This is a genomic window from Mycobacterium sp. 852002-51961_SCH5331710, from assembly GCF_001665535.1.
In the GTDB taxonomy this organism is placed as follows: Bacteria; Actinomycetota; Actinomycetes; order Mycobacteriales; family Mycobacteriaceae; genus Mycobacterium.
In genome coordinates this window covers 1-17,774 of record NZ_LZSQ01000124.1, presented here as the reverse complement: position 1 = coordinate 17,774, position 17,774 = coordinate 1, and the positions used below count along the sequence as shown (strand labels likewise).

Here is a 17,774-nt window from a genome sequence, read left to right as displayed (position 1 = left end):
GAGGTCAGGTGACTTCACTGCAACGGATCAAAGGCCGCACGCCCACGTTGTTCGAGTCGTTGTCGAACGACCTGACGAAGCGCGTGTGCGGAGAGGTCCGATTCGACGCCGGTTCACGCGCCACCTATTCGACCGATGCGTCCAACTACCGCCAGATCCCGATCGGCGTGGTGGTACCCGCGACACCGGAAGGCGCCGAGGAAGCCGTCGCGGTGTGTCGCGGGTACGACGTTCCCGTCCTGTCCCGAGGCGGAGGAACTAGTCTTGCCGGCCAGTGCTGCAATGCCGCCGTCGTTCTGGACTGGAGCAAGTACTGCACCAACGTGGTGTCGGTCGACCCCGAGGCCGCGACCGCGATCGTCGAGCCGGGCATCAAGCTCGACCTGCTCAACCGTCACCTCGAGCCGTTCGGGCTGATGGTGGGCCCCAAGCCGTCCACCCACTTCGATTGCACGATCGGCGGGATGATCGGCAACAACTCCTGCGGCGCGACGGCACAGGCATACGGCAAGATGGTGGACTCCGTTCGCCGCCTTGAGATCCTGACCTATGACGGCCTGCGCATGTGGGTCGGTCCCGATGAAGACCCGGGTGCACGCGCGGCCGCGGCAACGGGCCGGGAAGCCGCCATCTACCAAGGGCTTTGCGACATCGTCGGTCGTTACGCCGACGACATCCGCGCGCGTTATCCGCAAATCCCGCGGCGGGTGTCCGGTTACAACCTGGATTCGCTGTTGCCCGAGAACGGTTTTCACCTCGCCAAGGCCCTGGTCGGCAGCGAAAGCACATTGGTGACGGTGCTTCGCGCCGAGATCGAGCTGGTCAAGCGGCCCGCGGCGAGCACCCTGACGATCCTTGGCTTCGAGGATGTGGTGGCCGCCGCGGACGCGGTTCCCTCGGTGCTCGAGCACCACCCGGCGGCGTTGGAGGGAATCGACCGGCGGCTGGTCTCGCTCGAACACAGCAGGCGGATGGCCGAACGGGCGCTGCACGATCTGCCCGAGGGCGGTGCCTGGCTGATGGTGCAGCTCAACGGCGACACCCAAGAGGAGGCCGACCACAAGTCCAAGGCGATGGCCGATGCGCTCGACAAGGCCGCGGGTGCTCGTGCCGCCGTCTACGACGACCCGGCGCGAAAAGAAGAGGTCTGGGCGGCGCGAGAGGCCGGGCTGGGCGCGACGGCCTATCCACCGCAGGGGGACAAGACACATCCCGGCTGGGAAGATGCCGCCGTCCCGCCCGACCGGCTGGGCGACTACCTTCGCGACTTCCGCAAGCTCCTCGACCGCTACGACTACGGGTCGGCTGCCCTGTACGGACACTTCGGCCAAGGCTGCGTGCACACCCGGATCCCTTTCGAATTGCGCACCGCCGAGGGTGTCGATCGCTTCCGTTCGTTCGTCGAGGAATCGGCACACCTGGTCGCCGACTACAACGGATCGCTGTCGGGCGAGCACGGGGACGGCCAGGCCCGCGGAGAGCTCCTGTCCACGATGTTCGGGGAACGGGTCGTCTCTGCTTTCGAGGAAACCAAGACGTTGTTCGACCCCCGGAACCGGATGAACCCGGGCAAGGTGGTCAAGCCGTTCCGCATGACGGACAACCTCCGGATGGGCACGTCATACCTGCCCTTGGAGCCAAAGACCGCCTTCTCTTACCCCGAGGAGGATCATCGCTTCAGCGAGGCGGCCAATCGCTGTGTCGGCGTCGGGAAGTGCCGGGGCGAGGAGTCCGGTGTGATGTGTCCGAGCTATCGGGCGACCCAGGAAGAGGAACACTCCACGCGCGGCCGATCCCGGCTGTTGTTCGAGATGCTGCAGGGTGATGTCATCACCGACGGTTGGCGATCCACGGACGTACGTGACGCGCTGGACCTGTGCCTGGCCTGCAAGGGTTGCCTGAGCGACTGTCCCGTCAACGTGGACATGGCCACGTACAAAGCCGAGTTCCTGCACCATCACTATCGCCGCCGCGTGCGGCCGATGGCCCACTATTCGATGGGTTGGCTGCCGTTGTTGGCGCGTATGGCCGCGGTGATGCCGGGTCCGCTCAACGCCGCGGCCCACGCCGCAGGGGTGTCCACACTGCTGAAGAAGGCGGGCGGGATCGCCGAGCAGCGCGACATCCCGAAGTTCGCCCCCCAGCGCTTCTCGCGCTGGTTCCACAGCCGACGACCGGAGTCGACGCCTCCGACGCGCGGAAAGGTCGTGCTGTGGCCCGACACGTTCACCAACAACTTCGACACGCACATCGCCCGTGACGCGGTCACCGTTCTGGAGGCTGCCGGATTCGAGGTCGAGGTGCCCGAGCGCGCGGTGTGCTGCGGCCTGACGTGGATTTCAACGGGCCAACTCGGCGTCGCCAAGCAGGTGCTGCGGCGGACGCTGCGCCTTCTGCGGCCCGCGCTGCAATCCGGCACTCCGGTCGTCGTGCTGGAGCCCAGTTGCGCCGCGGTGTTCCGCTCGGATCTGACCAACCTGTTGTACGGCGACGAGGATGCCCACCGGCTGGCCGGCCAGACGTACACGATCGGTGAGGTCCTCGCCAAGTTCGCTCCGGACTGGCACCCGTCGCAGCGTCCGGCAGAAGCCATCGTGCAGCCACATTGCCACCAGCACGCGGTTCTGCACTACACCGACGAGAAGGACCTGTTGGAGTCGGCCGGAGTCTCGGCTCAGGTGCTCGACGCCGGCTGTTGCGGCCTTGCGGGAAACTTCGGGTTCGAAAGGGGCCACTACGACGTATCGGTCGCCTGCGCGGAGGACAAGCTGATGCCCGCGGTCCGGACGGCCGGCGCGGAAACCCTCGTCCTGGCGGACGGGTTCAGTTGCCGCACGCAAATCGCCCACTTGTCGGGCCGCGAAGCCATCCACACCGTGCAGGCGCTGGCGGCGGGCTGCGTTAGCCGATAGCCCCGCCGACAGGTCTAATCCGTCCGCCTTGGCGATGCGCGTTGCGTCTGGGCTGGAAAGCATTAGCAAGTTCTTCGATATCTCTCAGTTTGGACCGCCCACGCCCGGCTAATCCCGGTACAGACCGGTCTGTTCAGCTGGCGGACCTGGCCCCGACTAGAGCGACGTGAGGACGAAGTGAAGAGCACTGTGACCACCGATCGGCAGGATGGCCGATTCATGACCACGATCGAATCTCCGTCAGGCGCCTCTCCCGCTCCGGAGGATGAGACCGACGACTACATCGACGTCGACGCGTTGTACGCACATTTGGAGGAAGCGAAGACGGAGGAGGCCCGACGCTACTGGCGGCGACGGATCGTCGAGAAGTCCCTGCCGTTGGCCGATCACATCGCCTACCGGTTCATCAACCGCGGCGAATCCCGGGAGGACCTGCTTCAGGTCGCTCGCCTGGCGCTGGTGAAGGCCGTCCACCGGTACGACCGCGACAAGGGCCGATTCGTATCGTTCGTCGTACCGACCGTCCTCGGGGAGATCCGCCGTCATTTCCGGGACAACACCTGGGGGGTGCACGTGCCGCGCCGCTATCAAGAGTCGACCCTGGCCATCCGTGCTGCAGTCGATGCCCTGTCACAGCGCACCGGCCGGATGCCGACAGTGCAGGAACTGGCATCCGAACTCGACGTCACTCCCGAGGAGATCAGGGAGAGTGAGGAGGCCCGGCAGGCGTATCGACCGCTTTCTTTGGACGAAGATAGGCGGACCGAGGACGGCGGACCCCGACTGCGCAGCTCGATCGGAGGTGTCGAGGATGCCGGCTTCGCTCGTGTCGAAGACCTCACCGTTCTGGCCGAGCTGGTGCGAGAACTCCCGGATCGGGAGCGCGCCGTTCTGCGAATGAGGTTCTATGAGTGTCGCAAGCAGCGCGACATTGCCGCGTCGCTCGGCGTCTCCCAAGTCCACGTTTCACGGTTGCTCAGGGCGACGCTCGACCAACTGCGAATCCGAATGTGCACAGACGGCGCGGCGATCTTCGCGGCAGTGTCGCTGGCCGCCTGCCACACCTAGTGACCGAAGCCGCGTCTTGGGCTCCGCCCGTGCCTATTCGATTGACGTACACGTATCCACGCTTCGGACGCCCCGGAGGATGCCGCGTGCGGCGTAGAAACCCGCCAGCCACACCATCGCACGCTCGTCGCCTGGGACACCCGGCCGCGCGTGTGGATGCCCGGCCACGTCCTGGTGATGGAGGATTTCGTGATGGCGTTTCGCGCGCGCCTGTGCGATATCAACCCGAGCTCGCGGCTTTCGAGGACCTCGGCCTGGGAACCGGAATTAGAAGTCCCAGTCCTCGTCTTCGGTCACGACGGCCTTGCCGATCACGTAGCTGGACCCCGATCCGGAGAAGAAGTCGTGGTTCTCGTCGGCGTTGGGCGACAGCGCCGACAGGATCGCCGGGTTGACGTCGGTCTCGTCGCGCGGGAAAAGCGCCTCGTAGCCGAGGTTCATCAGCGCCTTGTTGGCGTTGTACCGCAGGAACTTCTTGACGTCCTCGGTCAACCCGACGCCGTCGTACAGGTCCTGGGTGTACTCCACCTCGTTGTCGTACAGCTCGAAGAGCAACTCATAGGTGTAGTCCTTGAGCTCGGCCTGCTTGGCCGCGTCCTCGAGCGCCAACCCGCGCTGGAACTTGTAGCCGATGTAGTAGCCGTGCACGGCCTCGTCGCGGATGATCAGCCGGATCATGTCGGCGGTGTTGGTCAGCTTGGCCCGGCTGCTCCAGTACATCGGCAGATAGAAGCCGGAGTAGAACAGGAAGCTCTCCAGCAGCGTCGAGGCCACCTTGCGCTTGAGCGGCTCGTCGCCCTTGTAGTACTGCATGACGATTTCGGCCTTGCGCTGGAGGTTGGGGTTCTCCTCCGACCAGCGGAAGGCGTCGTCGATCTCGGCGGTCGAGCACAGCGTCGAGAAGATGTTGCTGTAGCTGCGCGCGTGCACCGACTCCATGAACGCGATGTTGGTGTAGACCGCTTCCTCATGCGGCGTCAGGGCGTCCGGGATCAGGCTGACCGCGCCGACGGTGCCCTGGATCGTGTCGAGCAGCGTGAGGCCGGTGAACACCCGCATCGTCAGCTGCTTCTCGTGGTCGTTGAGCGTGTTCCACGACGGGATGTCGTTCGAGACCGGCACCTTCTCCGGCAACCAGAAGTTGCCCGTCAGCCGGTCCCACACCTCGGCGTCCTTCTCGTCCTGGAGACGGTTCCAGTTGATCGCCGAGACACGGTCAATCAGCTTCATGCCATCACTCACGAGAACCCCATTTCACCTGGTCTTTGGTCCACCCGAAGCGCTTTTCCGCCCGCCACCGACACTACCCCTGGGGGACGACAACCACCCGCAACACAACATCGTGTGTCTGGCGTGTCGCCCACCAACGAGTTACCGGTGCCGCCAGTGTGCATTCTGATCGCCTTTTCCGGCCGACGGGCACGGAATCGCGATCTGGACGCACACTAGGCCGCAACGTCCGCGCGCCGCCCGCCGAAGAACCGGTACTCCGACTTGTCGAACCTGCGGGTCGCCAACCAGTACTGCCACGTCATGCCGCTCCACAGCGTCCGGTTCACGCCGTGCTCGTCGAGATACCAACTCTGGCACCCGCCGGTGCTCCACACCGTTCCGGCGAGTTCGCCCTGCAACTCCTCGTTGTAGCGGTCCTGGGCCTCGCGGGTGGGAGCCAGCGCCTCGGCGCCGGCCCGGTCGACCGCCGCAATGGCCTGCGCGGCGTAGCGGATCTGCGACTCGATCATGAACACCACCGAGTTGTGCCCCAGCGCCGTGTTCGGGCCGAGCAGGAAGAACAGGTTCGGCATGTCCGCGACCGTGATGCCGCGAAGCGCCGCGATGCCCTCGCGGTTCCACCGGTCCACCAGATCCTCGCCCCGCGGGCCCTTGATGTGGACATAGGTGTACGAATCCGTGACGTGGAAGCCGGTGGCGAACACCACCACGTCGACCTCGCGTTCGGTGCCGTCGGCGGTGACGATGCCGGTCGGCGTGAACCGCGCGATCGCATCGGTGACAACCTCGGTCCTCGGATCGGCGATGCCGCGATAGTAGGTGTCGGAGTTGAGGATTCGCTTACACCCGGCGCGGTAGTTCGGCGTCAGCTTGCGACGCAGTTCGCGATCCTTGATCGACTTGCGGATGTTCCACTTGCCCAGCAGCTCACCGATTTTCAGCAGCCGAGGTTCACGGGTCATCGCGAATCCAACACCTTCGTGGATCCAGTAGATGCCCGCCCGCATCAACTCCCGGGTGCCCGGCACGTTGGTGAACAGATCGCGCATCCAGCGCGGAATCGGGTTGTTGGGCCGCGGCATCACCCATGCCGGTGTGCGCTGGTACAGATGCAGGGCGCCGACGTCCTTGACGATCTCGGGAACGATCTGGATCGCACTGGCTCCTGTGCCGATGACCGCGACGCGTTTACCCGTCAGGTCGACGCTGTGGTCCCACTCCGCGGAATGGAAAGCGGCACCGGTGAATTCGTCCAGGCCCGGGAACTCCGGGATGAACGGGATGTGCAGGCCGCCCGCTCCGGAGATCACGAACTGCGCGACGAATTCGCGGCCGTCCTTGGTGAACACGTGCCAGCGGTGCTCGTTGTCATCCCAATGTGCGCGGTCGACGTGCGCGCCGAACCGGATATAGCGGCGCAGACCGTATTTGTCGGTGACGCCCTTGAGGTAGTCGAAGATCTCGGGCTGGAACGACCACATGTGCCGCCAGTCGGGCTTGGGCTCGAACGAGAACGAGTACATGTGCGACGGGATGTCGCACGCGCAACCCGGATAAGTGTTGTCCCGCCACGTGCCGCCGATCTCGTCCGCCTTCTCCAGCATCAGGAACTCGACGTTCTGGCGCTGCAGCGCGATGGCCATGCCGAGGCCGGAGAACCCGGTGCCGATGATCAGCGCCCTGGTGTGCACCGGTTGCTGATCGGTGGTGTGATCGGCCGTCTGCTCGGCAACCGTCATCGGTCTCCCCTACTCCTCGGCCGGCGCGTGGCCCCTCCATCGTGGAGCACATCCTGGGAACGCCGGTACCGGGTACTTGCAAGTCTCCGGACCACGCGAGGAGGTGTCAACGCCCCCTTCAAGCGACGGGCTGCTGTTTGCGAACCGCGGTGTGAATCGGCTGGTCAGGGTCGATCTGGATGCCCAACAGCTCGGCGGTGCCGTTGATCGCGCCCACCATGATCGTGGTCATGTGCGCGATGAACTGGTCGGCGGGCATGCGGCGCGCGCCGTCCCCGTCGTCGCCCAACCACCAGTCCGTCGCCGACGCCGCGGTGCCGAAGATGGCGTACGCCGCCAGCTCGAAGGCGGCGGGATTCGGCGCCAGGTCCTTGAGCTCCTCGCTGAACATGTCGGCCACCGCCAGCGTGATCTCGCTGCCCCGGTTGACGGTCGTCATCGCGGCGGCCGACTTGTCGGCGAATCGGCCCTGCAACAGGAACCGCACCACGTTCGGGTGCTGCTCGACGAGGTCGACGTAGTGCGCGACGCCGCGGCCGACGATCCGGCGTGCCGAGTCGTGTTCCACGTCGATCGACGGAATGATCGCGGCCCACAACATATCCCGCATCCGCTGACCGATCTCACCGAACATGTCGGACTTGTCGGTGAAGTGGCGGTAGATCTTGGGTTTGGCGGTACCGGCCTCTTCGGCGATCTCACGGACGCTGACGTTGGGGCCTAGCCGGTCGATGGCGCGGAAGGCGGCGTCGACGATCTCGGCGCGCACCTTCTTGCGGTGCTCACGCCAGCGCTCGCTGCGGGCGTCGACCTTGACACCCGGCTCGCCACTCGGCCGTGGCCTGGACCCTCGTCGCACCCGGTCACTCTACCGCTCCGGGCCTGCTGACCAGCTCAGACCAGGCCGCATGCGTTTTCCGGCGGCCTGCGCGGGCAACTCCGTCCGACAAGAGCGGCGGTCGCGGCGCGGGTAATATCGCTGCGACAGCCGATCGACGAGACGAGTTTCATGACGCAGCATTACGACCTGGTCATCGCAGGTGGTGGGCCCTCCGGCTCGGCCGCCGCATGGCAGGCAGCTCAGACCGGCGCCAAGGTGGTCGTCCTCGACAAGGCCGAATTCCCGCGCGACAAACCGTGCGGCGACGGCCTGACCGCCCGCGCGGTGAGCTATCTGCAGAAGATGGGGCTCTCCGACGAGGTCGCCACGTTCCACCGCGTCAACCGGGTCACGGTGTTCAGCCCCAGCCAGTGGGAGCTGTCGTTCCCACGCCGCCCCGGCATGCCCGACCACGGCCACACCGTCAGCCGAACGCACCTGGACACCGTTCTGCTCAAGCACGCCGAATCCGCGGGCGCCGAGGTTCGCCAGGGCGCGGAGGTGTCCGGGCCGATCATCGAGAACGGCCGGGTGATCGGCGTGACGCTCAAGAGCGGTGAGAAGGTGCACGGCGACGCGGTCATCGCCGCCGACGGCGCCTACTCCCCCATCAAGCGCGCGCTGAAGATCGATTCGGAGTACAACGGCTACTCGGCGATCGCGATCCGCTCGGAGATGCCGGCCAACCGCCCCGACTCCGACAGCCTCGACATCTACTTGAAGCTGGTCTTCGAGGGTGATCAGCTGCCGGGCTACGGCTGGGTCTTCCCGATGGGCAACGGCGTGTTCAACATCGGGTTGGGCTACGTCAACAGCTACAAGAACTGGCAGTCGATCAACGCGACGCAGTTCCTCGGCGAGTTCCTGCGCACGCTGCCTCGAGAGTGGGACCTGCCGCCGATCGAGGAACTCAAGAAGAACAAGAGCGTCCGTGCCTGGCGCCTGCCGATGGGCTTCACCGCGTGGCCGCCGTGGCGGCCGGGTGTCCTCTTCGCCGGCGACTCGCTGGGTGCCGGTAAGCCCGCGTCGGGCGCCGGCATCTCCAAGGCGCTCGAATCCGGCTTGGCTGCAGGCGAATGCGCGATCGCGGCGCTGCTGAACGGCGGGCCCGACGACTTCACGAACTACGCGCAGCGTATGGAGGCGGCGTGGGGCCGGGAATACCGACGCGGCCGCTACATGCACAAGCTGATCGGACAGCCGAAACTGGCCAACGCCGGGGTGAAGCTCATCGACAACGCGGCGTTCCGTGACCGGATGCTCAAGGCGCTCTACAAGAAGGCCCAGGGCCCGCAGCACACCGTCAAGTAACGCCGCGGGTTCGGCGCGCTACTTGGCAACGACCGTCAGCAGCACCGCCGAGTCCTCGAGGGCGGCGAGGCTGTGACGTTCGTTGGGTATCGGCAGGTAGTCCCCTTCCCTGCCTTCCACCGAGGTGCTCACGCCGTTGAGCTGTACCCGTCCGCGCAACACCAACAGCGTTGCCTCGCCGGGGCTTTCGTGGTCATCCAGGCCGTGGCCGGCAGCCAGCGCCAACACCGTCTGGCGAAGCGTGTGCTCGCGGCCGCCGTACACGGTGTGGCCCGACCGGCCGGCCGTAGCGGCCTTGGCGGCGTCGATCTGCTCGTCGGCGAGGCGTTGCAACGGCAACGCGGTTGACGCGGTCATGAGTTTTCCCTTCTCGTCCCGACACTCAACGTTCGGGGCGCAATACCAAACTGACTTCGCACGAACCGCCGTGCGGGTCCGGCGTCACCGACGCCTGATAGCGGGCGCCGACGGCGTCGGCGTTGTGGTTGACCACCTCTTGAATGAGGCCCTGCTGGATGCCGCGCACTACCTCCGGGGCCGACGAGGCAACCTCGGCCAGCGGGCAGGTGCAGATCTGAACCGTCACCTCGCCGAACGAATTCAGCACCGAACGAACCTGAAAGCCAAGCTCGTTGAGGGTGGCGACCACCACGTCGGCGATCGTGGCCTCGGGCCGCTCGCGGGCCAACCGAACCCGATGCGCCAGGTCCGCGCCGATCCGCAGGGCCCGCTGTTCGCGTTCCTGCGCCGTCCCGCCCAGGTGTTCGGCGAACAACGACACGATGTCGGCGTAGTCGAACCGGGGGGCCAACTCGTAGGTGAATCGCGGCCGCCCGGCGCGACCGGCCTTGGTCGCGCTGCCCCGTCGGATGACGCCCTGCTCCTCCAGCGTCGTCAGATGGAAGCGCGCTGTGGTGATGTGGATCTGCAGAGCCTCTGCGACCTGCTGAGCGTCGACGGGCTCCGCCGCGTTCTTCAGCAGGCCCAGCACTTTCTGGCGCTGTTGGCCCGCCGCCCGGTCGGGCGGTGCATCGAGATCGTGGCGCGACACAGACATGGTTCGAGTCTGTCACGACGTGGGCACGACGCCGACGACCGCAACCGCGGTCAGCGCGCGCCGATACCGGTGGAATGTCTTGCGCATACCGATGACCCGCTTACGGGCCGCGGGCCGCACGATCAGATTGCCGACGATCCGCAGGGCGCGGGTGAAGCCCTCGTCGGCCAACACCCGCGCCGGATTCAGCAGCGCCATCTTGGCGTGATCGACGGTCACGACCTCGAAACCGGACTCGGTCAGCAGCGCCACCCATTCGGCGGTCGTCAGCGGGCGCGCGTTGACCTTGATCGCGCGCGCCATGTCCCGGCGGATCTCGTCCTTGGTGTCCTGCGCGAGATCGTCGGGCTGCAGCCCGAGTTCGTGGATCGCATAGCGGCCGCCCGGTCGCAGAACGCGGAACGCCTCGGCGACGATCGCGCGCTTGTCGCGGTCGCCCTGCATCGTCAGCATGGCCTCGCCGATCACCACATCGGCGCTGCCCGAGGGCAATCCGGTGTCGGCGGCATTGGCCACCACGACCTGACCGTCGACCGGTGCGACGACCGCGCGCACGGTCTCGCTGGTGGCGTCGGTGTCGTCGACGCCGACGTAGGAACGGGGCCGCTGGGCGACGATGTCGGTCGCAGTGCGGCCCAGGCCCGGTCCGAGTTCGACGACGTCGGCGCCGCCGATCTCGGCGGCCGCCAGCAGCCGGCTGGTCAGCTCGAGACCGCCGGGCCGCAGCACCCGCTTGCCCAGCCGGGCCAGCAGCCAGTGGCCCGGCAAGTCCGCGTCGGACCGCTGCGCGAGCGGAAGTGATTCTCTACCAGTCATCTTCGAATTGTCCTTCCCATAGCGGCGATCACGAAGATCGCCGTGAAAACCGAGCATGCGTAGAGCAGGGCGCCGTTCTGGCCCCACGGCGGGATGAGCACGGCATCCTGTCCGGTGGCGTACACCGCGTTCAGCAACGGCATGAAACGCTGCAGCGTCGCTCCGCTGGGCAGGTAGCCCGCCGCGGTCTCGGCCACGAACGCCCACAGCAGGATCCCACCCACCGCCGCCAGCGGCGAGCGGGTGAGGGCCCCGACTCCCACACCCGCCCCCGCCGCGAACAGCGCCAGCAGCGGCACCGTCCACAGGAGTCGCACACCGATTTCGTCGGTCAGCGACACCGGTCCGTAAACCATCGGCGCGATGAGCGGCAACCCCGCGAGCACCACGACAAGCGTGACGACGGCCACCAGGGCGCCCAACGCGCCGTAGAACAACCACCGGCCGAGCATCACCGACCACCCACGCGGTATGGCCAGCCGCACGTATTCACCGGCGCCGTAACGCGTTTCGGCGGCCTGACCGTCGGCCCCTGCCACGGCCACCAGTGCGACGGTGATCGTGATGACCCAGTAGGCGGCATTCGACGTGGTGACCTGCAGAACCGAAATCTGCCCGGGGATGCGCGCGAAGGACTCGGCGACCCATGCGATGCCGAACGTGATCGCCACCGGAACCAGCACCGCCGCGGGGATCACGACGGTCCACAGCCGACTGGGCCCGCCCGTGCGGACGATCTCGGCGCGCGCGCTGCGCAGCGTCGCGGCGGTCATGCGCACTCCAGCAGCGTCGCCTCGAGCCACTCCCGGGTGTCGGCACCGGTGGGCGCCAACTGCGCCAGTTCACCCGCTGCCTGTATCTTGCCCTGACTGAGCAGCGCGACGTGGTCGGCCGTCAGGGCCACCTCGCCGAGCAGGTGGGTGGCGACGACGACCGTGCGACCGTGTTCGGCGAGCCGACGAACCAGCGAGCGGAACCAGACGATGCCGGGAACGTCGAGCCCGTTGAGCGGTTCGTCGAACAGCAGCGTCTGCGGGTCGGCCAGCAGTGCCCCCGCGATGGCGACCCGCTGACGCATGCCCAGCGACAGCCGGTCGATGCGCTTGGAGCGGAACGCGTGCAGGTCGGTCTCGACCAGTACCGCGTCGAGCCGCGCCTCGTCGATCCCGGAAAGCGCTGCGAGCCAAGACAAGTGGCGGTCCACGGTGTGGCGGGGGTTCATGGCCGCCGGACCCAGATGAAACCCGAGCACGCCCGGGTCGTGACCGGGAGGATGACCACACACCGCGATCGTTCCGCTGTCGGGACGGGTCAACCCCGCGAGCAACCGCAGCAGCGTGGTCTTGCCCGCACCGTTGAGCCCGAGGAGTGCGGTGACGGAACCGGCGGGAAAGGTGACGGTGACCGAGTCGACGGCGCGGTGAGAACCGAACGACTTGGTCAATTTGACGATTTCGATCACGCGGTCATCATTCGAAGTTGCACGGGATCGGCAGGCCGAGAGTCTTGATGCCGTTGCACAGCGACTTGCTCGCGAGCTTCCAGCGGCCGTCGATCCGACGCCATTCGGCCTCGACGCGCACGGTCGGCGACCCCTGCCTGGTGGCGTTGATGATCGCGGTGTGGCGATCACCGTCATGGGTCTCGGGACCGGTCACCACGCTCGATCCGCGCGGCGGGCGGAAGAAGCCGACCCGATAGACCATCTTCGGCACGACGACCGCGCGGCTGCCGCCCTCGAGTTGCGCGGCCTTGACCGCGTCCGGTGCGGGAGTGGCGACCAGCAACCGGATCTGCTGGTCGAGTTCCTCCAGCGACGGCACCTCGGAGGTGATCGCGAACTCGTGGTCCGCAGCCGGCAACTCGTGCTCCGGGCCGGGCTGGGCTTGCGCCGCTGGAGCGAACGAGGCGGCGGCGACCATCGTCGCCGCGAGAAAGCACAGGCGCCTGAGCATCAACCGCTCTCCTATTTAGAGGAAATGTTTCCGGTTAATGTAGACGTCAATAAAAACTGAGGCAAGCCTTACCTGCTATCGCCCGGCCATCCTCGCGCCGAGCGCGCGGTTGTTTGCACCTCGACGTGGTGTTTTGCGTTCAGAACTGTCCGCTCGGCGATCGGCCCCCTACACCCCTAACCCCGCCGCGGCGCCATCCCTCATCGGGACGCGTCGGGTCGCGGTGCGCGCCCCGTTCCGCAAGGAACTTCGCGGCAGCACGCTCTACGCCATGAACCTCACACGACTTCTGGCAACCACCGCGGCGACGGTCGGCGTGGCGATCGGGCTGGCCGCGGCCGCCGGCGCCGTCCCGGTCAGCGACGACTTCTGGGAGTGCGCAGCCGACCACCAGGACACCGACGGTCTTGGCGTCTGCTGCGTCTTCTACGGCGGCGACTACGACGAGAAAACCGGCGAATGCTGGATCGACCACGAGGCGAAGCCAGAGGAGGCCCAACCCGGCCCCGGCGTTCCGCCGAAGCACCCGGTGCTGACGCGGGTGGACCGCCTGCCCGTCTTCGCGGCGGGCTAGTGGCGCCCGCCGAGTGTCGGCTCAGCCGACACTCGGCGGGGCGGCGCTACAGCATGCAGCTGACGCAGCCCTCGACTTCGGTTCCCTCCAAAGCCATTTGGCGCAACCGGATGTAGTAGAGCGTCTTGATGCCCTTGCGCCAGGCGTAGATCTGCGCCTTGTTCACATCGCGCGTGGTGGCCGTGTCCTTGAAGAACAACGTCAGGCTCAGGCCCTGGTCCACGTGCTGGGTGGCCGCGGCGTAGGTGTCGATGACCTTCTCGTACCCGATCTCGTACGCGTCCTGGAAGTACTCCAGGTTGTCGTTAGTCATGTAGGGCGCCGGATAGTAGACGCGACCGATCTTGCCTTCCTTGCGGATCTCGACCTTGCTGGCGATCGGGTGGATCGAGCTGGTCGAGTGGTTGATGTAGCTGATCGAGCCCGTCGGCGGCACCGCCTGCAGGTTCTGGTTGTAGATGCCGTGCTGCTGCACCGACTCCTTCAGCCGCTTCCAGTCCTCCTGGTCGGGGATCCGGATGTCGGCATCGGCGAAGAGCTGACGGACCTTGTCGGTTTTGGGCTCCCACACCTGCTCGGTGTACTTGTCGAAGAACTCGCCGGTGGCGTACTTGGACTTCTCGAAGCCCTTGAACGCCGTACCCCGCTCGATCGCAATGCGATTCGATGCCCGTAGCGCGTGATAGAGCACCGTGTAGAAGTAGATGTTGGTGAAGTCGACGCCCTCTTCGGACCCGTAGAAGATCCGCTCACGCGCCAGATACCCGTGCAGGTTCATCTGCCCGAGGCCGATCGCGTGAGAGTCGTTGTTGCCCTGCTCGATCGACGGCACCGAGGTGATGCTCGTCTGATCGCTCACCGCGGTCAGCGCCCGGATGGCCACCTCGACCGTCTGGGCGAAGTCCGGCGAGTCCATCGCCTTGGCGATGTTGAGCGAACCCAGGTTGCAGGAGATGTCCTTGCCGACCTTCTTGTAGGACAGGTCGTCGTTGAACTCCGACGGCGTGGAGACCTGGAGGATCTCCGAGCACAGGTTGGAGTGGGTGATCTTTCCGTCGATCGGGTTGGCCCGATTCACCGTGTCCTCGAACATGATGTACGGGTAGCCCGACTCGAACTGCAACTCGGCCAACGTCTGGAAGAACTCGCGGGCCTTGATCTTCGTCTTGCGGATCCGGCTGTCGTCGACCATCTCGTAGTACTTCTCGGTCACCGACATGTCGGCGAACGGCAGGCCGTAGACGCGCTCGACGTCGTACGGCGAGAACAGGTACATGTCCTCGTTCTTCTTGGCCAGCTCGAACGTGATGTCCGGAATCACCACGCCCAGGCTCAGCGTCTTGATCCGGATCTTCTCGTCGGCGTTCTCGCGCTTGGTGTCGAGGAACCGGTAGATGTCGGGATGGTGCGCGTGCAGGTACACCGCACCGGCACCTTGACGGGCACCGAGCTGGTTGGCGTACGAGAACGAGTCCTCGAGCAGTTTCATGATGGGAATTACGCCCGAGCTCTGGTTCTCGATGTTCTTGATCGGGGCGCCGTGCTCACGAATGTTGCTCAGCAGCAAGGCGACTCCGCCGCCGCGCTTGGACAGCTGCAGAGCGGAGTTGATGGAGCGGCCGATCGACTCCATGTTGTCCTCGATGCGCAGCAGGAAGCAGGACACCGGCTCGCCGCGCTGCTTCTTGCCCGAGTTGAGGAACGTCGGGGTGGCCGGCTGGAACCGGCCGTCGATGATCTCGTCGACCAGCTTCTCGGCCAGCGTGGTGTCACCGGCGGCGAGCGTGAGGGCCACCATCACCACGCGGTCCTCGAAGCGCTCCAGGTACCGCTTACCGTCGAACGTCTTCAGCGTGTAGGAGGTGTAGTACTTGAACGCGCCGAGGAACGTCGGAAACCGGAACTTCTTGGCGTACGCGCGATCCAGCAGCGTCTTGACGAAGTTGCGCGAGTACTGGTCGAGCACCTCGCGCTCGTAGTACTCCTTCTGGATCAGGTAGTCGAGCTTCTCGTCCTGATTGTGGAAGAAAACCGTGTTCTGGTTGACGTGCTGCAGGAAGTACTCGCGCGCGGCCAGCACATCCTTGTCGAACTGAATCTTGCCGTCGGCGTCGTACAGATTCAGCATCGCGTTGAGCGCGTGGTAATCCGTCTCGCCCGGCAGCGTGGCCGGCGCGGCCGTTACAGGCTCTGCAGCTGTGACGGTTGGTGACACGTCTGGTCCTTCCAAAACTCTTCCAGACCCGATCGGACGGCGTCGACGTCGTCCGGGGTTCCCATCAGTTCGAAGCGATACAGGTACGGAACGCCGCACTTGCGGGACACGACATTGCCCGCGTAGGCGAACTCGGCGCCGAAGTTGTTGTTGCCCGCGGCGATGACGCCGCGGATCAACGACCGGTTGTGTTCATTGTTGAGAAACGCGATGACCTGCTTGGGCACATAGCCACCGTCGTTGATGTCCGGTGTGGCCCGCCCACCGCCGTAGGTGGGCAGCACCAGCACGTAGGGCTCGTCGACCTCGATTCGCCCGTGCAGTGGAATCCGGATCGCGGGCAGTCCCAGCTTCTGGACGAAACGATGGGTGTTCTCCGAGACGCTGGAGAAGTAGACGAGGTTGCTCACGACTACCCCCTTTCTGCCCGTCCGAGTACCCCTAAGCCGTCGCCGCGACCGCTCCGGCTCCGAGCGCCTTGATGCGGTCGGGCCGGAAGCCCGACCAGTGCTCGTTGCCGACCACGACGACCGGGGCCTGCAGGTAACCGAGTGCCATCACGTAATCGCGGGCTTCGCTGTCGAGGCTGATGTCGACGGTCTCGTAGGCGAGGCCCTGCTTGTCCAACGCCTTGTAGGTGGCGTTGCACTGCACGCAAGCGGGCTTGGTGTACACGGTGATCGAGTGCTGAGTCATCGGGGTACGGCTCCTATGCGAACGAGGGGACTGGCAACTGGTCGAACACTTCATCTCGCCGAGATTCATCGAATATCAGCAGCCCGGAGACCCTGGAAATTCCTGCCGTCCGGGGCCACCGGCGGTGTGTCTGTGACGCCCAGACAACCGGGATCGGGGGCTCCGGCCGGCCCTCGGAAGGCTTGGGAACCGTGGGGCCTGTCGGTGTTCGAAACACTACACCTAGTGTCCGACATTGCGAAGGAATACCAGATGTTCTGAATAACAATTTTGGAATTCCCAGGTCGTAAGCTTTTCACCGCGCCTCCCGTCGGCGTGTCGCACGTCACATTCGCGTCGTGTCGCGCGAGGGGCACTAGATATAGCAGTCCGCACCGACAACGGGCCGGGACACCCGGATCGGACAGCAAAGCCGCCGGCGGGTCGTTCGACCGAGCCGACGGCCTGCGAATATGAAGTCCTCAGCCGACCTCGGCCGCCAACTTGCCGATGACATCGCGCAGGTTCGCGGCGACCTCGGCGTTCTCCCGCGGGTGCTTTCCGTCGAACGTCTTGCTCGGCACCGACAACGTGAGGTCCTCGACGACTCGCGGCCCCGCGATGCCGAAGCTCTTGCGCGTGTCGTCATGCGCCCACTGGCCGCCATACCGCCCGAGCGCCGCGCCGACGACGGCAAACGGCTTGTCCTTGAGCGCGCTGTTGCCGTAGGGCCGCGACAGCCAGTCGATCGCGTTCTTGAGCACACCCGGGATGCTGCCGTTGTACTCGGGCGTGACGACCAGCGCGGCATCCGCATCGGCCGCGGCCTGGCGCAACGCCACCACCGGTTCGGCGACGTCCTCGTTGTCGATGTCCTCGTTGTAGAACGGCAGCTCACCCAGCCGGTCGAAGAACTCCAGATGCGCGCCGTCCGGTGCGGATTCGAGCGCGAGCTCGACCAGCTGCCGGTTGATCGACGCCGCCCGGAGGCTGCCCAGCAGCACCAGCACGTTGACGTTCGAGGTGTCCGACATCGTTGTTCTCATCCCTTCGTCGTCGGTGAAGATCCTCGCACAGCAGAACCGGACTACAGTCCGAATAATTCCGCCTGAACTAAACTGCTGACATGGCCGCGCCTCGCCCCATCAACGAGTTGTCGGTCACCGACGAAACTCCACACGAACGCGGCGACGCCGCCCGCAACCGGACACTACTTCTCGATGCCGCTCGCCGCCTGATCGCCGAGCGCGGTGCCGATTCGGTCACCACCGACGACATCGCCACGGCGGCCGGCGTGGGCAAGGGCACGCTGTTCCGCCGCCTGTCTCTTATACACATC

The 17,774-nt window shown here is 65.8% G+C and carries 18 protein-coding genes; 5 read left to right on the top strand and 13 right to left on the bottom strand.

What is annotated here, in order from left to right:
- Nucleotides 1-8 precede the first annotated feature (8 nt).
- The gene (locus A5752_RS24790; RefSeq protein ID WP_231983507.1) at nt 9-2,912 is read left to right on the top strand and encodes an FAD-binding and (Fe-S)-binding domain-containing protein; all 2,904 of its coding nucleotides are present in this window, start codon (nt 9-11) and stop codon (nt 2,910-2,912) included.
- Nucleotides 2,913-3,131: 219 nt separating this feature from the next.
- Nucleotides 3,132-3,980 (top strand): SigB/SigF/SigG family RNA polymerase sigma factor, encoded by an 849-nt coding sequence (locus A5752_RS24785; protein ID WP_067091691.1) that lies wholly within the window; start codon nt 3,132-3,134, stop codon nt 3,978-3,980.
- Nucleotides 3,981-4,247: 267 nt separating this feature from the next.
- Here the strand turns inward: A5752_RS24785 and nrdF are convergent, their stop codons facing one another.
- The 3 genes from nrdF to A5752_RS24770 form a co-directional block, all read right to left on the bottom strand.
- Entirely contained in the window at nt 4,248-5,210 is a 963-nt protein-coding gene (gene nrdF / locus A5752_RS24780; RefSeq protein WP_064415334.1) for a class 1b ribonucleoside-diphosphate reductase subunit beta, read from the bottom strand.
- A 215-nt stretch (nt 5,211-5,425) separates the two neighbouring features.
- Nucleotides 5,426-6,952 (bottom strand): flavin-containing monooxygenase, encoded by a 1,527-nt coding sequence (locus A5752_RS24775; protein ID WP_067091579.1) that lies wholly within the window; start codon nt 6,950-6,952, stop codon nt 5,426-5,428.
- A 118-nt stretch (nt 6,953-7,070) separates the two neighbouring features.
- Entirely contained in the window at nt 7,071-7,811 is a 741-nt protein-coding gene (locus A5752_RS24770; RefSeq protein WP_067091577.1) for a TetR/AcrR family transcriptional regulator, read from the bottom strand.
- A 150-nt stretch (nt 7,812-7,961) separates the two neighbouring features.
- Between A5752_RS24770 and A5752_RS24765 the strand changes: the two genes are divergently transcribed.
- The gene (locus A5752_RS24765) at nt 7,962-9,143 is read left to right on the top strand and encodes a geranylgeranyl reductase family protein (RefSeq protein WP_067091575.1); all 1,182 of its coding nucleotides are present in this window, start codon (nt 7,962-7,964) and stop codon (nt 9,141-9,143) included.
- Between the two features lie 18 nt (nt 9,144-9,161).
- On the opposite strand, the gene A5752_RS24760 is transcribed toward A5752_RS24765, so the two are convergent.
- From A5752_RS24760 to A5752_RS24735, 6 genes are read right to left on the bottom strand one after another with little or no spacing between them, the layout of a single operon-like run.
- Complete coding sequence (locus A5752_RS24760) at nt 9,162-9,500, bottom strand: cupin domain-containing protein (protein WP_067091572.1); 339 nt, start codon at nt 9,498-9,500, stop codon at nt 9,162-9,164.
- Between the two features lie 25 nt (nt 9,501-9,525).
- Nucleotides 9,526-10,200 (bottom strand): helix-turn-helix transcriptional regulator, encoded by a 675-nt coding sequence (locus A5752_RS24755; protein ID WP_067091568.1) that lies wholly within the window; start codon nt 10,198-10,200, stop codon nt 9,526-9,528.
- Between the two features lie 12 nt (nt 10,201-10,212).
- On the bottom strand, nt 10,213-11,016 hold the full coding sequence (locus A5752_RS24750) for a class I SAM-dependent methyltransferase (protein ID WP_067091566.1): 804 nt from the start codon (nt 11,014-11,016) through the stop codon (nt 10,213-10,215).
- Nucleotides 11,013-11,789, bottom strand: coding sequence for an ABC transporter (locus tag A5752_RS24745; RefSeq protein WP_067091688.1), 777 nt, complete (start codon nt 11,787-11,789; stop codon nt 11,013-11,015). Before A5752_RS24745 ends, A5752_RS24750 begins: the two co-directional genes overlap by 4 nt.
- Entirely contained in the window at nt 11,786-12,478 is a 693-nt protein-coding gene (locus A5752_RS24740; protein ID WP_067091563.1) for an ABC transporter ATP-binding protein, read from the bottom strand. The genes A5752_RS24745 and A5752_RS24740 overlap by 4 nt, the downstream gene beginning before the upstream one ends.
- 7 nt (nt 12,479-12,485) lie before the next feature.
- Nucleotides 12,486-12,971 (bottom strand): MTB12 C-terminal domain-containing protein, encoded by a 486-nt coding sequence (locus tag A5752_RS24735; protein ID WP_082964053.1) that lies wholly within the window; start codon nt 12,969-12,971, stop codon nt 12,486-12,488.
- A gap of 271 nt (nt 12,972-13,242) precedes the next feature.
- Here A5752_RS24735 and A5752_RS24730 point away from each other — a divergent pair, with 271 nt between their 5' ends.
- Nucleotides 13,243-13,545, top strand: coding sequence for a hypothetical protein (locus A5752_RS24730; protein WP_156614156.1), 303 nt, complete (start codon nt 13,243-13,245; stop codon nt 13,543-13,545).
- 46 nt (nt 13,546-13,591) lie between these two features.
- Here A5752_RS24730 and nrdE read toward each other — a convergent pair whose 3' ends face one another.
- The 4 genes from nrdE to A5752_RS24710 all read right to left on the bottom strand — a co-directional run bounded on the left by nrdE (nt 13,592) and on the right by A5752_RS24710 (nt 17,469).
- On the bottom strand, nt 13,592-15,760 hold the full coding sequence (nrdE, locus tag A5752_RS24725; RefSeq protein WP_082964052.1) for a class 1b ribonucleoside-diphosphate reductase subunit alpha: 2,169 nt from the start codon (nt 15,758-15,760) through the stop codon (nt 13,592-13,594).
- Nucleotides 15,727-16,170, bottom strand: coding sequence for a class Ib ribonucleoside-diphosphate reductase assembly flavoprotein NrdI (gene nrdI, locus A5752_RS24720; protein ID WP_067091554.1), 444 nt, complete (start codon nt 16,168-16,170; stop codon nt 15,727-15,729). Before nrdI ends, nrdE begins: the two co-directional genes overlap by 34 nt.
- 31 nt (nt 16,171-16,201) lie before the next feature.
- Nucleotides 16,202-16,456: a redoxin NrdH gene (locus tag A5752_RS24715; RefSeq protein ID WP_067091552.1), complete on the bottom strand. Its 255-nt coding sequence runs from the start codon at nt 16,454-16,456 to the stop codon at nt 16,202-16,204.
- A 461-nt stretch (nt 16,457-16,917) separates the two neighbouring features.
- Entirely contained in the window at nt 16,918-17,469 is a 552-nt protein-coding gene (locus A5752_RS24710; RefSeq protein WP_067091550.1) for an NAD(P)H-dependent oxidoreductase, read from the bottom strand.
- Between the two features lie 92 nt (nt 17,470-17,561).
- Between A5752_RS24710 and A5752_RS24705 the strand changes: the two genes are divergently transcribed.
- A partial coding sequence (locus A5752_RS24705; RefSeq protein WP_156614154.1) for a helix-turn-helix domain-containing protein occupies nt 17,562-17,774 on the top strand: 213 nt, incomplete at its 3' end.

What these genes read in the sequence shown, in the direction of transcription:
- A5752_RS24715 (WP_067091552.1), bottom strand. Translation starts at nt 16,456, where the DNA reads ATGACTCAGCACTCGATCACCGTGTACACCAAGCCCGCTTGCGTGCAG.
- A5752_RS24735 (WP_082964053.1), bottom strand. Translation starts at nt 12,971, where the DNA reads ATGCTCAGGCGCCTGTGCTTTCTCGCGGCGACGATGGTCGCCGCCGCC.
- A5752_RS24750 (WP_067091566.1), bottom strand. Translation starts at nt 11,016, where the DNA reads ATGACTGGTAGAGAATCACTTCCGCTCGCGCAGCGGTCCGACGCGGAC.
- A5752_RS24760 (WP_067091572.1), bottom strand. Translation starts at nt 9,500, where the DNA reads ATGACCGCGTCAACCGCGTTGCCGTTGCAACGCCTCGCCGACGAGCAG.
- nrdF (WP_064415334.1), bottom strand. Translation starts at nt 5,210, where the DNA reads ATGAAGCTGATTGACCGTGTCTCGGCGATCAACTGGAACCGTCTCCAG.
- A5752_RS24730 (WP_156614156.1), top strand. Translation starts at nt 13,243, where the DNA reads ATGAACCTCACACGACTTCTGGCAACCACCGCGGCGACGGTCGGCGTG.
- A5752_RS24785 (WP_067091691.1), top strand. Translation starts at nt 3,132, where the DNA reads ATGACCACGATCGAATCTCCGTCAGGCGCCTCTCCCGCTCCGGAGGAT.
- A5752_RS24775 (WP_067091579.1), bottom strand. Translation starts at nt 6,952, where the DNA reads ATGACGGTTGCCGAGCAGACGGCCGATCACACCACCGATCAGCAACCG.
- A5752_RS24710 (WP_067091550.1), bottom strand. Translation starts at nt 17,469, where the DNA reads ATGTCGGACACCTCGAACGTCAACGTGCTGGTGCTGCTGGGCAGCCTC.
- A5752_RS24765 (WP_067091575.1), top strand. Translation starts at nt 7,962, where the DNA reads ATGACGCAGCATTACGACCTGGTCATCGCAGGTGGTGGGCCCTCCGGC.
- A5752_RS24755 (WP_067091568.1), bottom strand. Translation starts at nt 10,200, where the DNA reads ATGTCTGTGTCGCGCCACGATCTCGATGCACCGCCCGACCGGGCGGCG.
- A5752_RS24745 (WP_067091688.1), bottom strand. Translation starts at nt 11,789, where the DNA reads ATGACCGCCGCGACGCTGCGCAGCGCGCGCGCCGAGATCGTCCGCACG.